Source organism: Stenotrophomonas nematodicola (genome assembly GCF_009467805.1).
Taxonomy (GTDB): domain Bacteria; phylum Pseudomonadota; class Gammaproteobacteria; order Xanthomonadales; family Xanthomonadaceae; genus Stenotrophomonas; species Stenotrophomonas nematodicola.
In genome coordinates this window covers 187,891-202,183 of record NZ_WIAY01000005.1, presented here as the reverse complement: position 1 = coordinate 202,183, position 14,293 = coordinate 187,891, and the positions used below count along the sequence as shown (strand labels likewise).

Here is a 14,293-nt window from a genome sequence, read left to right as displayed (position 1 = left end):
CCGATGCCGCTGCGCATCTATTACGGCGGCACGTTCGACCCGGTGCACCTGGGCCACCTGGCCATCGCACGGGCGGCACGCGACCAGCTGCAGGTGGCGGTTCGCCTGCTGCCGGCGGCCGATCCGCCGCACCGGGCCATACCGGGCGCGTTGGCGGCCGATCGCGCCACGATGTTGGCCCTGGCGATCGACGGCGAGCCGGGACTGCTGCTGGACCGGCAGGAACTGGAGCGCGCCGAGCGCCTGCCTGGCGTGCCGTCCTACACCGTGGACACGTTGCGCGAACTGCGCGAGGTGTTGGGGCCGCAACGGCCGCTGGCATGGCTGGTGGGCGCCGACAGCCTGCTGGGGCTGCCGCAGTGGCACCAGTGGGAGGCCCTGTTCGGGCTGGCCCACTTCATTGTGGCCGATCGCCAGGGCAGCGCCCTGGACCGGGCCCTGCCGCCGGCCCTCGCCCAGGCCTTGCAGGGGCGCTGGACCCGACGCGAGCAGGACCTGCTGGAAACGCCCGGCGGCCGCGTGCTGCGGCTGGAGGCCCCGCTGCGGCCCGAGTCGGCCACCCGCGTGCGCGAGCAGATCCAGGCCGGAGGGCCGTGGCAGGCGCTGGTGCCGCCGGCGGTGGCCGGGTACATCGCCGACCGCGGCCTGTACGGCGCATCCCGGACGTGAATACGCGGGCGCCCATCGCCCCGTATAATCGGCCCCACATTTATCGAGTCTCCCCGCTTTGAGCAACCAACCCCAGCCCCAGACCATCAAGGTCCAACTGCCCAGCCCCGCACCGTCCAACGATCAGTTGCTGGAGTGCGTGCGCAAGGCCACCGAAGAACTGAAGGCCAAGGATCTCGTCGAGATCGATGTGATCGGCAAGTCCAGCGTCGCCGATTACATGGTGATCGCGTCGGGCACGTCCAGCCGCCATGTGAAGTCGATCGCCGATGAGGTGGTGAAGTTCGCCAAGCAGCTGGGCGTGATGCCGCTGGGCGTGGAAGGTGAGCGCGAAGCGGAGTGGGTGCTGGTCGACCTGGGCGACGTGATTGTCCACGTGATGCTGCCGCGCGTGCGCGAGTTCTATGCGCTGGAGCGCCTGTGGACGGTCGGCGACCAGCCGCCGAGCCTGCTCGACGACGCGGACGAAGAAGACGACTACGCCGCGCGCTGATGCCGCAGGTGTGGATCGGGACAACGGCGCCGAGGGCGCCGTTGTCGTTTTTGCGGCAGACCTGCCGCCAGCAGGAGCAGTGAGATGAAAGCCAGGTTGATCGCCACCGGAGAACGCGCGCCCGCCTGGGTCGCGCAGGGCTTTGCCGAGTACCAGAAACGGCTGTCGCACTGGCTGCCGTTCGAGCTGGTGGAGATCGAGCCAGGATTGCGTGGCAAGGGCCGCGACGCGCGCCGTGCAACGGAGGACGAGGGCAAGCGGGTGATCGCGGCCCTGCCGAAGAATGCCTATGTGGTGGCATTGGACGTGCCGGGCCGCCAGCTCAGCTCCGAGCAGCTGGCACAGCGTCTTGAGCACTGGCGCGGACAGGGCAGGGACATGGCGTTCCTGATCGGCGGGCCGGAAGGCCACTCGCCGGAGGTGTCCGCGCTGGCAGATGAAACCTGGTCGATCGGGCCGCTGACGCTGCCGCACATGCTGGTGCGCCTGGTGGTGGCCGAGCAGCTGTACCGCGCCGCGGCGATGCTGGCCAACCACCCGTATCATCGGGCGTGACATCGAGCGCGAGCGAATTGCGGAAAAACGGGTTACATCCTGCGAAAAACTGGTTACAATGCGCACCCCGCCCGAATAGCTCAGCCGGTTAGAGCACTTGACTGTTAATCAGGGGGTCGTTGGTTCGAGTCCAACTTCGGGCGCCAAGTTTTGAAAAGCCTCGCAGCGATGCGAGGTTTTTTTTGCATCGCTGGTAGCGCCGACCGCGGGTCGGCTGGCTCCGTGCAGCGCGGCACTGATCGTGGTGGGGGATGCGCGCAGAGCAGCCGGGTAGGACCCGGCTCTGCGCGGGCGCCAACAAAAAGCCCGGGCAATGCCCGGGCTTTCTGCTCGCTACGTGCGGTGGATCAGTTGAAGGTGTACTTGGCGCCGACGGTGAAGTAACGGCCAACCGCGCCGCTGAAGTGCAGCGGGTTGTAGTTGACCGCGCCGTAGGTGCTCGGATCCAGCGGAGCGATCCTGTCGAACACGTTCTGCACCGAGGCGTTGAGTTCGAACGCTTCGGTCACGTTCCAGCGACCGGACAGGTCGAAGGTGGTGAACGAGGAGATCTTCTCGACCGGCGTACCGTCTTCGTAGAAGGCCAGGTACGAACCGCCGCGGGCATCCTTGTTGTCCAGGCTGGAGATGTAGTTGGCGACGCCGCTCACGCTCCAGTTGCCCTGCTTCCAGGTGGTGCCGAAGTTGATGCGGTCCTGCGGCGTGCCGATGCAGTTGGTCACATCGCAGTTGCCGTGGGTGCCCACGTAATCGACCGTGCTGCTGCCTTCGGTGCGCTCGAACTTGAGCACGTGGCTCCACTGCATGTCCAGCTCGAGCTGGCCCGGACCGAGGTCGAAGGTCTGGCGGATGTCGGTGTCGATACCACGCACGCGCGACGAGTTGGCGTTCACGTAGGCGGTGTTGACGGCCAGGATCGTACCGGTGTTCGGCACCCCGTTGAGGTTGTTGCTGTCGCGCAGAACATTGCCGGCGGCGATCGCGTCGGCGGTGCTGCCCTGGGCGATTTCGTTGGTGCGCTTGATTTCCCACGCATCGACGGTCAGCGAGGTGGTGGAGGTCGGCTGCAGCACGATGCCCACCGAGTAGCTCTTGGACTCCTCCGGCTTCAGGCCCGGGTTGGGACGGGTGATGATGGCGACCTGACGGGCGCCGCACTCGGCCGGATCGTTGCCGCTGGCGGCGCAGCGGGCCGGATCGCGGGCGTTGGAGAAGGCGGCCAGGCCACCGTCACCGTTTTCAGCCGGGTTGGGGGCACGGAAGCCTTCGGCGTAGCTGGCGCGCAGCGCCACCCAGTCGACCGGGGTCCACTTCACGCCCAGCTTCGGCGTTGCCTTGCCTTCGCCGCTTTCGTACTTGTCGTAGCGGACGGCGGCGGACAGTTCCAGCTGCTCCAGCACCGGTGCGGACAGTTCGACGTAGCCGGCGTACACGTTCTGGGTGCCGTCATAGGCCGAGTAGCCCAGGCCGATGATGTCGCCCACGTCGGTGTAGGTCTGCGGGGTCAGGCTGTTGCTGGTACGACGCCATTCGGTACCCAGGGCCAGGCCGAGCGGGCCGCCCTTGAGGTCCATCAGGCTGCGCGACACGGTGAAGTCGAACATGTCCAGGCTGGACTTGGCGCGGGCGCTGATGGTCGGGGAGATGAAGTCATACAGCGCCTGCGTGTTCTGCCCGGCGTTGTCGCCGATGCGCCACACGCCGCCGGCGCAGTTCGGGTCGCCCAGCGCACAGCGGACCGCGCTGTAACGCAGGAAGCCGGTGCGCTTGTTGGTCAGGTCGGTACCCGAATGCAGGTAGGCGGTGTCGTAGCTCCACTCACCCCAGTTGCCCTTGACGCCGACCAGGAAGCGGTTGAACTCGTTGGTGTTGTTGGTGACGCGCGGACCCACGTCCCAGGCCGAGTAGCGCAGGCGCGAGGCCTGGCCGGGAATCGGGTTGTCCGGGTGGGTGGGGCCGAGCACCGTGGCGCCCGGGCCGCTGTTGGCATTGACCGGGCCACCGGGATAGCCCCAGCCGCCGGACACGCCGGACGGCGTATTGGAGAACACGGTCTCCTTCTTGGAGTAGCCGATCTCGGTGTAGACCTCGCCGCCTTCGCCGAAGGCGAAGCTGGCACGGCCGAACACGTTGACGTACTTCTCTTCGGGGGTCAGGTCGCGGAACTGCTGCGCCGGATCCCACAGGCAGCCCTGGGCCTGGGCGGTGGCATCGGTCTGGCCGGGAATGGTGGTCAGGCCGGCGCAGCCGGGCAGGGCGACCAGATGGCCGGTGCTGTCGAACACCGAGCCGTTCGGGCCGGTGCCGCCGGCGGTGCCGCCGCTGAGGTAGGCGCCACCGAGGAACTGCGCATCGCCGGCATCGTAGCCCCAGCGGCGGATGTCGCCGGTGCCGATCCACTTGCGGTTCTTGCGGTCGCTGATCTTGATGGCGCCGGTCTTGCCCACGTCAAGGCTGAAGAACGCGTTCCAGCCATCGGTGGCCAGGTCGCCGGTACCGGCGGTCAGCGTGGCCTTCTTGGCATCGCCGTCGCTGTCGCCGGACAGGCCGTAGGACGCGCGCAGGATGGCGCCGTTGAAGTCGCTGCGCAGGATGATGTTGACCACGCCGGCGATGGCGTCCGACCCGTAGATGGCCGAGGCGCCGTCCTTGAGGACTTCGATGCGCTCCACCGCGTCCAGCGGAATGGTGCTCAGGTCGGTGAAGACCTTCTGGCCGTCATCGGCCAGGCCATAGGTGGCCATGCGGCGGCCATTCAACAGCACCAGCGTGGAGCCGGCGCCCAGGCCGCGCAGCGAGATGCCGGCGCCGCCGCCGGCAAAGCCGTTGCCGAAGGTCTTGGGGATGGAGCCGGCGCCGTCGGCGGTGAGCGTCTGCAGGTATTCGGCCACCGTGGTCTTGCCGGTGCGGTCGATTTCCTGGCGGGTCACCACCTGCACCGGGGAGGGGGTCTCGGTGTTGGTGCGCGGAATGTTGGAACCCGTGACCGTGATCCGGTCCAGGTTGGTGGCCTGCTCCTGGGCGAAGGCAGAAGAGCTGGCCAGTGCGCCCGCCAGCAGCAGCATGCTGCCGGTCAGGGAGGTGGAAATGGAATGGGCCAGAGTATTGCGGCGGCTGCTGTCGAGCCGTTGGACCGGGTGTTTCACAGCTTCTCTCCTGACTGGAAAACCTACGATGGCGAAAGATCGGCACCGGAACGGCGGCCGACGGCGCCAATCTAGGTTTCCAGCAGGTGACGTAAGTGTGAAAAATTGCTTAACCCGCCACGCCGTCCGTCGGGAGATGGGCGGGGCGTCGTCCAGGCGCCCCGCCGTATGGACTCATCGGGGCAGCGAGAAGTCCACCGGCACCAGGCCGTCGGCGACCACCGCCTGGCCGTCACGCATGGCCGGGACGAAGCGCCAGTGGCGCAGTACCTGCAGGCGGGCGGCGCTGTCCAGGGTGCGCGAGCCGCTGCTGCGCTCGATCGTCACCTCGCTGGGGCGGCCGTCGGTACCCACCCGGACCCGCAGCAGCACCGTGCCCTGCTGACCGTCGCGAATGGCCTGGATCGGATAGGCCGGTGGCGGCGCGCTGCGGTACTGCAGTTGCACGCCCCGCGCGGGCGGCCCGCCGCTGACGGCGGTGGACGGCTCCAGCGAGGGCATGGCCGGCTCGCTGGCCGGCAGCGGCGGCACGGCCAGGCGATCGTCGGCGCTGGCGGTCGGCGGGGCCTGCGGCGGCGCGACCCGTGGCGTCGGGACCGCCGGGGCGGGCTTCGGCGGCGTCGGGTCGACGGTCACGATGTCCGGTGGCGGCACCGGCGGGGTGGGCGTGGCGGTCATCCAGCGCACGGACAGGCGGTCGCGCTGGGCAGGCGCGGCCACGTACGCGGCCGGAATCAGCAGCAGCATCAAGGCCAGCACGTGCAGGGCCAGCGCCGTGCTCCAACCGAGCACGCGGGAAACATCGAGTTGCAGGGGCATCACGGGGGGCTGCGTACGGACCATGCTCCACTCTCCTTGCCAGATGTGCGGGAACATCAACGTGCCAGCGCGGCCTGCGGGGTTGAGAGGAGGCCGCGCAATGACAGCAATACCGGAGCAGGGCATGCCCCGGAAGCCATGCGCGGGGGAGCCGTTTCACTGGCGCTCAGGAACCGGCGCCGGACAGGACGACGGCGCCCTGGGGCGCCGTCGTGGGAACCGCCTGGCGGCAGGCTCAGCGACCGAGGTCGAAGACCACGTCCAGGTTGACCGAGACGGTCGATTCGCCCGGCGAGACAGGGGTGGCGACGTCGGCGGCCATCGGCGCAGCGGCGGCACGCATCATCACCGGGCGGAAGTTGCCGCCACCGCTTTCAGAGATGCTGACAATGCGGCGCACGCGCAGGCCGAGCGACTTGGCATAGGTCTCGGCGCGGGCCTGGGCCTTCTTCAGTGCGGCCAGGCGGGCCTCGTCGTACACCGGCTCGGGCTGGTCGATCTCGAACTGCGGGCCGTTGATCTGGTTGGCGCCCTGCGCGGCCAGCGCATCGAGCACCTTGCCGAGCTTGGCGATGTCGCGGACCTTCAGGCTGACCGTGTTGCTGGCCTGGTAGCCGGTGATCTTCGGCGCTTCATTGTCCGCATATCGGTACTGCGGGCTGAGGTTGACGCCGCTGGTCTGCACGTCGCGCTCGGCGATGCCGGCGGCCTTGATCGCCGCCAGCACCTTGACCATCTGTTCGGCGTTCTGTCGCATGGCGGTGTTGCCATCGACGGCCTGGGTGACCACGCCGGCCGAGAGCGTGGCCACGTCGGGCACGCGCCGGGCCTCGGCGTTGGCCGAGATATTGAGCAGGGTGCCGTCGGCTGCGACGGCAACGGCGGGCTGGGACTGGGCGTGTGCGGTCATCGAGGTTCCCAGGGCAAGGGACAGGGCAAGCAGCAGGGGGGACAACGAATGGCGGCGCATGTACATCTCCTTGTGAAGGCGTTGAGGTTGGTGTCGGGGCGATGAACGTGTCGTGAGCTTTGCCGGGGTCGATCACGTTTCGACACGGTTGCTCGCGATTCAGACAGTAGCCACAGGTTATGCTTCCGCGATGTTTTATCTTGCCTCCCGATCTCCCCGACGCAACCAGCTGCTCGCGCGCCTGGACCGGCCCTTCCGCGCGCTGGACCTGGACGTGCCTGAAATCCGCGGCCCCGCCGAATCGGCCACCGACTACGTACAGCGCGTGGCGGCCGACAAGGCGCGCGCGGGTCTGGCGCTGGTCGCCGACGACGCGCAGGCCGTGGTGCTTGGCTCGGATACCGAGGTGGTGCTCGACGGCCGCGTGTTCGGCAAGCCCGCCGATGCCGCCGATGCCCGCGCGATGCTGCGCGCCCTGTCCGGGCGTACCCATCAGGTGATGACCGCGGTGGCGCTGGCCGCGGCCGGGCGCCACGACAGTGTCCTGGTGGTGTCGGAGGTGAGTTTCATCGACATCGACGACGACGCGATCGCAGCCTACGTGGCCAGCGGCGAGCCGATGGGCAAGGCCGGCGCCTATGCCATCCAGGGCGGCGCCGAACGATACATCCGCCATCTGGCGGGAAGCTATTCGGGTGTGATGGGATTGCCCCTGCAACAGACCGAGCAGTTGCTGCAGGCGTTTGGCGTTCCGCCCGCTGCTTCCACCACGCCAACGGAGGGTGTCGTCCATGTCTGAAGAAATCCTGGTCAATGTCACCCCGCGCGAAACGCGCGTTGCCGTCATCGAGAACGGCATGCTGCAGGAACTGCACATCGAGCGCGGCTGGCGTCGTGGCGTGGTCGGCAACATCTACAAGGGCAAGGTGCAGCGGGTGATGCCGGGCATGCAGGCGGCGTTCGTCGAGGTCGGGCTGGAGCGCGCCGCGTTCCTGCACGCCAACGATGTGATCCGGCCCGCCCCGGTGGCCAGCGCCGATACCGAAGGCACCACGCTGCCGCCGCCGTCGTCGGTGCCGATCGTGGAACTGCTGCGTGACGGCCAGGACATCGTGGTGCAGGTGGTCAAGGACCCGATCGGCACCAAAGGGGCGCGCCTGACCACCCAGATCAGCATTCCCTCGCGCTACATGGTGCTGCTGCCGCAGTCCAAGGTGGTCGGGGTCTCGGCCCGGATCGAGGACGAGGCCGAACGTGCCCGCCTGAAGAGCCTGGTGACCGAGCTGTCGGCCCAGCACGGCGGCTACGGCTACATCGTGCGCACCAACGCCGAAGGCCAGCCCGCTGAAGCCATCGCCGAGGACGTGGCCTATCTGTCGCGGGTGTGGAACGTGGTCGAGCGGCGCGGCCGCGATGCCGCGCCCTGCAGCGTGATCTACGAAGACCTGAGCCTGCCGCTGCGCTCGGTGCGCGACCTGATCCGCAAGGACGTGGACAAGGTCAAGGTGGACTCCAAGGAGACCTTCGCCCAGCTGCAGGCCTTCGTGGCCAAGTACATGCCGGTGCTGGCCGAGAAGCTGGAGCTGTACAGCGGCGACCGGCCGATCTTCGACATGTTCGGGGTCGAGGACGAGATCGGTCGCGCGCTGGACAAGCAGGTGCCGCTCAAGTCGGGCGGGTACCTGGTGATCGACCAGACCGAGGCGATGACCACCATCGATGTGAACACCGGTTCGTTCCTGGGCCAGCGCAACCTCGAGGAGACGGTGTTCCGCACCAACCTGGAGGCGGCACAGGCCGTGGCGCGCCAGCTGCGGCTGCGCAACCTGGGCGGCATCATCATCATCGACTTCATCGACATGGACGATGCCGAGCACCGCCGCCAGGTGCTCCGCACCCTGGAAAAGGCACTGGCCCGCGACCATGCCAAAACAACCGTGTACGAGTTCTCGCCACTGGGCCTGGTGGAGATGACACGCAAGCGCACCGTGGAAAGTCTGGAGCGGCAGCTGTCCGAGCCCTGCCCGGAATGCAGCGGCCGCGGCTCGATCAAGACCGCCGAAACGGTCACCTACGAGATCTTCCGCGAGATCACCCGGGCCGTGCGCCAGTTCGATGCCGCGCGGCTGCTGGTGATCGCCTCGACCAAGGTCGTGGCGCGCATCACCGACGAGGAATCCTCGGCGGTGGCAGAGCTGGAGGAATTCCTGGGCAAGTCGATCCGCTTCCAGGCCGACGAGCAGTATCTGCAGGAGCAGTTTGATGTCGTGCTGCTCTGACCGTCATCCGCCTGCGCCGCGCGGCGCGGGCGTCCACGCGTTGCGATGAGTACGCCGCTTCGACTGCGACTGCGAAGGATTCGCCGCCATGCTGTGTATGCCGTGGCGATCGTATTGGTCTGCGTGGCGGTGCTGGTGGGCACCGTCAGTCAGCTGCTGCCCCTGGCCGAGCGGCACCCGGACAAAGTGGCGGCCTGGCTGAGCGCGCGCGCCGGTCAGCCGGTCCGGTTCGATGGGGTGGACACCGCCTGGACCCGGCGCGGCCCGCTGCTGCAGCTCAAGGGCCTGCGCATCGGGGCCGGCGAGGGGCTGCGCATCGGCGAAGCCGAGGTGCTGGTGTCGATGTATGCCGGCCTGCTGCCGGGCCACTCGTTGACCGAGCTGCGCCTGCGCGGCGTGGCGCTGGTGCTGCAGCGTGCCGCCGACGGGCGCTGGTCGGTGCGCGGCCTGCCGCAGGCTGGCGGCGGCGATCCACTGGACACGTTGCGACGCCTCGGCGAACTGCAGGTGATCGGCGGCCGGTTGAGCGTGGATGCGCCGTCGATCGGCCTGCAGGCCGAACTGCCACGCATCGACCTGCGCCTGCGCGTGAACGGCCAGCGGCTGCGGGTGGGCGCCCGCGCCTGGGCCGACCCGGCCGCGCAGCCGCTGACCGCCGTGGTGGATTTCGACCGTCACCACGGCGACGGGCAGGCCTGGCTGGCGGCTGATCCGGCGGATTTCCGCGCCTGGTCCGGCCTGCTCAAGGCGGGTGGCGTGTCGCTGCAGCAGGGCACCGGTGAGTTCAATGCCTGGGTGGACCTGCGCGACAACAAAGTAGTGATGGTGACCTCCGATGCCGACCTGCAGGGCGTGCGCCTGCGCGGCGCACCGCTGGCCGACGGTACCCGCCCGCAGCTGGCCCTGGATACCCTGCAGCTGCGCGCCCGCTGGCGCTGGGTGAAGGGGGGCTGGCGGGCGGATGCGCCGCGGTTGCGGATCGGCATGGAAGGCCGGACCCAGCAGCTGGATGGCCTGCTGATCGCCGGCGGCCAGCAGTTCGCGCTGTCCGGCGACAACCTCGATGCCACCGCACTGCTGCGTGGCCTGGCGCTGAGCGACCGCATCGACCCGGGTTTGCGCGGCTGGCTGCACGCCGCCGCGCCGCAGGTGCGGATGAGCCGTGTGCGGGTGGCCGGGGAGCAGGGCGGTCGGCTGTCGATCGAGGGTGAACTGGATGAGATCCGCTTCGCGCCGGCCGGGCATTCCCCGGGCCTGAGCGGCGTGGGTGGCCACGTTACCGGTGACGCCGATGGGTTCGCGCTGGACCTGGTGCCGTCACGGGTGATGCATTTCGACTGGCCGACCGGTTTCGGCCAGCGCCATGACGTGCGTCTGGCCGGACGCATGGTCGCCTGGCGCGACGAGGCCGGCGGCTGGCGGATCGGCACTCCGGCACTGCGCGTGCAGGGCACCGACTATGCCGCCGATGTGCGCGGTGGGGTGTGGTTCCAGGGCGATGGCACGCGCCCGTGGCTGCAGTTGGCGGCGAAGATCGATGACGTGCCGATGACCACCGCCAAGCGCTTCTGGATCCATTCCAGGATGAGCAAGGGCGCCACTGACTGGCTCGACGCCGCGCTGGTGTCCGGGCAGGTGCGCGGCGGCGTGGGGCTGGTCACCGGCGACCTGGAGGACTGGCCGTTCGACCACAACAACGGACGGTTCGAGGCGACCGGCCACATCGACAACGGCAGCATCCGTTTCCAGCACGACTGGCCGACGATGGACAAGGTCAACGCCGGCATCGCCTTCATCGGCCCCGGCTTCGAGCTGCACGGCAGTGGCGACCTGGCCGGGGTGGCGGTGAACCACTTCGATGCCGGCATTGCCGATTTCGGCCAGACCGGCCTGTACGTAAAGGCGACCACCCGCAGTGATGCCGGCGCGCTGCTGGCCATGCTGCGCCGCAGCCCGCTGCAGGCCACTTACGGCGACACCCTGGACAACCTCACCGCCAAGGGACCGGCCGCGGTCACCTTCGACCTGCTGCAGCCGCTGCACCACGGCGACCCCGGTGGGCACCTGCAGGGCACCGTCGAGCTGGACGGTGCCAGTCTGTCGGACAAGCGCTTCGAGCTGGCCTTCGATGCCATGCGCGGGCAGGCGCGCTACGGGCGCGGCGGCTTCGACGCCAACCTGCTGTCGGTGCGCCACCTCGGCCAGGACGGCGTACTCAGCCTGCGCGCCGGCGATTATGTGCAGGACCCCCAGAAAGCCTTCGAATCCGAACTGACCGCCTCGCTCGACGCCGGCGGCCTGCTCGACCGCGCGCCGGAGCTGAACTGGCTCAAGCCCTACATCCACGGAACGTCGCGCTGGACCATCGGCGTGACCCTGCCCAAGGTCGCCGCCGGCAGCAGAACGCCGGCACCGACCGAGCTTCGTCTGCATTCGGACCTGGTCGGCACGCGCCTGGAGCTGCCGGCGCCGCTGGACAAGCCGGCCGACGTGCCGCTGGCCACCTCGGTGGCAGCGCAGTTGCCGATGGGCAGTGGCCGGGTGGATGTGGCGTTCGGCCAGCGCCTGGCCCTGGCCGCGCGCATGCACAACAACCAGACCGGCGTGCAGGTCACCCTCGGCAGTGGCCAGGTCGATCGCGAGCCGCCGGCCAGCGGCCTGGTGGTCAATGGCCGCAGCGGCTCGCTGGATGCGCTGGAGTGGATCGGCCTGGCGCGCTCGCCGGGCGGCGACGACGGCAAGGACCCGATGCCGCTGCGGCATGTGGATGTGCAGGTCGGCCAGCTGCTGCTGGCCGGTGGCGTGTTCCAGCAGACCCGTCTGCAGCTGCGCCCCACCGGCAACAGCGTGGACGTGCGCCTGGACGGGCCCTCGCTGGCCGGCCGCCTGGATGTCCCCAATGCCGATGGCGGCACCATTTCCGGCACGCTCAGCCGCGTGCATTGGCAGTCGCTGCCGACGCCGGTCAAGGCGCCGGGCGATGGCGCGCCGATCGTGCTGCCCAGCGACGCGCTGCTGGCGGCACGGGTGCAGGCCAGCGCCAACGACACCGACCCGGCCAGGATTCCGCCGCTGTCGCTGGACATCGACGACCTGCAGTTCGGCAAGGCCACGCTGGGCAAGGCGGTGCTTCGGACCCGCCCGATGGCCAATGGCCTGAGCGTGGACCAGCTGCAGTTCCGCTCGCCCAAGCAGGCCATCGATGTCCGTGGGCGCTGGATGGGCATGGGCGCGGCCGCCCGTACCCAGCTCACGGTGGACGTGAAGAGCGAGGATCTGGGGGGCTTGATGAAGAACCTGGATTACGGCGGCCAGCTGCGCGGTGGCCAGGGCCAGCTGCAGCTGCAGGCCGGCTGGCCGGGCGGTCCGTCGGACTTCCAGCTGGGCGCGCTGGAAGGGCGCCTGGACGTGCATGCCCGCAATGGCCAGCTGCTGGAGCTGGAGCCCGGCGCCGGACGCGTACTGGGCCTGCTCAGCGTGACACAGCTGCCGCGCCGGTTGATGTTCGATTTCCGCGACTTCTTCTCCAAGGGATTCGCCTTCAACCAGGTCGAAGGCACGCTGGCATTCGCCGGCGGCATGGCCACCACCGACAAGGTGCTGATCGAAGGGCCGGCGGCCAACATCAGCATCCGCGGCCAGACGGACCTGCGCCGCCAGCAGTTCGACCAGACGATCGACGTGAATCCGCGTGCCGGCAACCTGCTGACCGTGGTCGGCGCGGTCGCCGGTGGCCCGGTCGGCGCCGCCGTGGGCGCCGCCGCCAACGCGGTGCTGTCCAAGCCGCTGGGCGAAATCGGCGCCAAAACCTATCGTGTGACCGGCCCCTGGGCCGAACCCAAGGTCGAAGTGATCGACCGCGACGATGCGCTCAAGCCGGCCCCGGCCCCTGCCCGCCCGACCCCGCGCTGACCCTTTTCCCGCGCCCGGGTTGCGATGGCGACCGGCGCCCTCAGATAGATGACATGACCGACAACGCACTCTCGCTGGCCCACGACCGACTGCTCCTGCCCGCCGGGCTGGACGCCAATGGCCTGGAACGCACCTTCGGCACCCTGCTGGGGCCGGGGATCGACTTTGGCGACCTGTATTTCCAGCACGCCCGGCGCGAAAGCTGGAGCGTGGAAGACGGCATCGTCAAGGACGGTGCCCATTCGATCGAGCAGGGCGTGGGCGTACGCGCCATCGCCGGTGAGAAGACCGGTTTTGCCTATTCCGACGACATCCATCGCGATGCGCTGCTCGCCGCGGCACAGTCCGCACGTGCCATTTCCCGCGAGGGCGGGGCGCAGTCGGCGCGATCGCTGGTGCGGGGCACCGGTCGCGCCCTGTACCCGGCGCTGGACCCGATCGACGGCATGGGCAACGAGGCCAAGGTCGAGATGCTCAAGCGCCTGGACCAGTACCTGCGCGCGGCAGACCCCCGCGTGCAGCAGGTGATGGTGAGCCTGTCCGGCGGCGTGGATACCGTGCTGATCGCGCGCAGCGACGGCGTGCTGGCCGCCGATATCCGGCCGCTGGTGCGCCTGAACGTGCAGGTGATCGTGGAACAGCACGGCCGGCGCGAATCCGGCTATGCCGGCGGCGGCGGCCGCTACAGCTATGCCGATCTGTTCGCCGACGGGCGCCCGGAAGCCTTCGCCCGCGAAGCGCTGCGCCAGGCGCTGGTCAACCTGGAGGCGATCCCCGCGCCGGCCGGGGTGATGACCGTGGTGCTCGGCCCGGGCTGGCCCGGGGTGCTGCTGCACGAGGCGGTCGGCCACGGTCTGGAAGGCGATTTCAACCGCAAGGGCACCAGCGTCTACGCCGGGCGTGTCGGCGAGCGCGTGGCCGCGCCGGGCGTGACCATCGTTGACGACGGTACCCTGGACGGGCGCCGCGGCTCGCTGAACATTGACGACGAAGGCCACCCGACCCAGTGCACCACGCTGATCGAGGACGGCATCCTCGTCGGTTACATGCAGGATTCGCTCAATGCCCGCCTGATGGGCGTGGCGCCGACCGGCAACGGCCGCCGCGAATCGTTCGCGCACATGACCATGCCGCGCATGACCAATACCTACATGCGCGCCGGGCAGCACGATCCGGAGGAGATGATCCGGTCCGTCAGGAAGGGGTTGTACGCGGTCAACTTCGGTGGCGGCCAGGTCGACATCACCAGCGGCAAGTACGTGTTCTCGGCCACCGAGGCCTACCTGATCGAAGACGGGCGGATCACCGCGCCGGTGAAGGGCGCGACCCTGATCGGCAATGGCCCGGAGACGATGCAGAAGGTGCGCATGATCGGCAACGATCTGGCCCTGGACGAGGGCGTGGGCATCTGCGGCAAGGATGGCCAGAGCGTGCCGGTGGGTGTGGGCCAGCCGTCGCTGCTGATCGATGGCATCACCGTGGGCGGCACCCAGGCCTGAGCCGCCGGATG

The 14,293-nt window shown here is 69.0% G+C and carries 10 protein-coding genes and 1 tRNA gene; 8 read left to right on the top strand and 3 right to left on the bottom strand.

Going from position 1 to position 14,293, the window contains the following annotated elements; translation table 11 throughout:
• The first annotated feature begins 3 nt into the window (after positions 1-3).
• The 4 genes from nadD (at position 4) to GDJ08_RS15410 (ending at position 1,863) form a co-directional block, all read left to right on the top strand.
• Positions 4-669, top strand: a complete 666-nt coding sequence (nadD, locus tag GDJ08_RS15425) for a nicotinate-nucleotide adenylyltransferase (protein ID WP_136003153.1) — start codon at positions 4-6, stop codon at positions 667-669.
• 58 nt (positions 670-727) lie between these two features.
• Positions 728-1,162: a ribosome silencing factor gene (gene rsfS, locus GDJ08_RS15420; protein WP_136003154.1), complete on the top strand. Its 435-nt coding sequence runs from the start codon at positions 728-730 to the stop codon at positions 1,160-1,162.
• Between the two features lie 84 nt (positions 1,163-1,246).
• Positions 1,247-1,717 carry a 23S rRNA (pseudouridine(1915)-N(3))-methyltransferase RlmH gene (gene rlmH, locus GDJ08_RS15415; protein ID WP_136003155.1) on the top strand — a complete coding sequence of 157 codons (471 nt, stop codon included), beginning with the start codon at positions 1,247-1,249 and terminating at the stop codon, positions 1,715-1,717.
• Between the two features lie 69 nt (positions 1,718-1,786).
• Positions 1,787-1,863, top strand: a tRNA-Asn gene (locus GDJ08_RS15410).
• A 201-nt stretch (positions 1,864-2,064) separates the two neighbouring features.
• Here GDJ08_RS15410 and GDJ08_RS15405 read toward each other — a convergent pair.
• The 3 genes from GDJ08_RS15405 to GDJ08_RS15395 all read right to left on the bottom strand — a co-directional run bounded on the left by GDJ08_RS15405 (position 2,065) and on the right by GDJ08_RS15395 (position 6,652).
• Complete coding sequence (locus GDJ08_RS15405) at positions 2,065-4,863, bottom strand: TonB-dependent receptor (protein WP_153165205.1); 2,799 nt, start codon at positions 4,861-4,863, stop codon at positions 2,065-2,067.
• A gap of 174 nt (positions 4,864-5,037) precedes the next feature.
• Positions 5,038-5,706 (bottom strand): energy transducer TonB, encoded by a 669-nt coding sequence (locus GDJ08_RS15400; RefSeq protein WP_153165204.1) that lies wholly within the window; start codon positions 5,704-5,706, stop codon positions 5,038-5,040.
• A gap of 211 nt (positions 5,707-5,917) precedes the next feature.
• Complete coding sequence (locus tag GDJ08_RS15395; protein WP_153165203.1) at positions 5,918-6,652, bottom strand: SIMPL domain-containing protein; 735 nt, start codon at positions 6,650-6,652, stop codon at positions 5,918-5,920.
• Between the two features lie 130 nt (positions 6,653-6,782).
• Here GDJ08_RS15395 and GDJ08_RS15390 point away from each other — a divergent pair, with 130 nt between their 5' ends.
• Genes GDJ08_RS15390 through tldD form a run of 4 tightly spaced genes read left to right on the top strand, consistent with a single transcriptional unit; the run spans position 6,783 to position 14,282 of the window.
• On the top strand, positions 6,783-7,391 hold the full coding sequence (locus GDJ08_RS15390; RefSeq protein ID WP_153165202.1) for a Maf-like protein: 609 nt from the start codon (positions 6,783-6,785) through the stop codon (positions 7,389-7,391).
• On the top strand, positions 7,384-8,871 hold the full coding sequence (gene rng, locus GDJ08_RS15385) for a ribonuclease G (RefSeq protein WP_136003158.1): 1,488 nt from the start codon (positions 7,384-7,386) through the stop codon (positions 8,869-8,871). Before GDJ08_RS15390 ends, rng begins: the two co-directional genes overlap by 8 nt.
• 45 nt (positions 8,872-8,916) lie before the next feature.
• Entirely contained in the window at positions 8,917-12,783 is a 3,867-nt protein-coding gene (locus tag GDJ08_RS15380; protein WP_153165201.1) for a YhdP family protein, read from the top strand.
• Between the two features lie 53 nt (positions 12,784-12,836).
• Positions 12,837-14,282 carry a metalloprotease TldD gene (tldD, locus tag GDJ08_RS15375; RefSeq protein WP_017355120.1) on the top strand — a complete coding sequence of 482 codons (1,446 nt, stop codon included), beginning with the start codon at positions 12,837-12,839 and terminating at the stop codon, positions 14,280-14,282.
• Positions 14,283-14,293 lie beyond the last annotated feature (11 nt).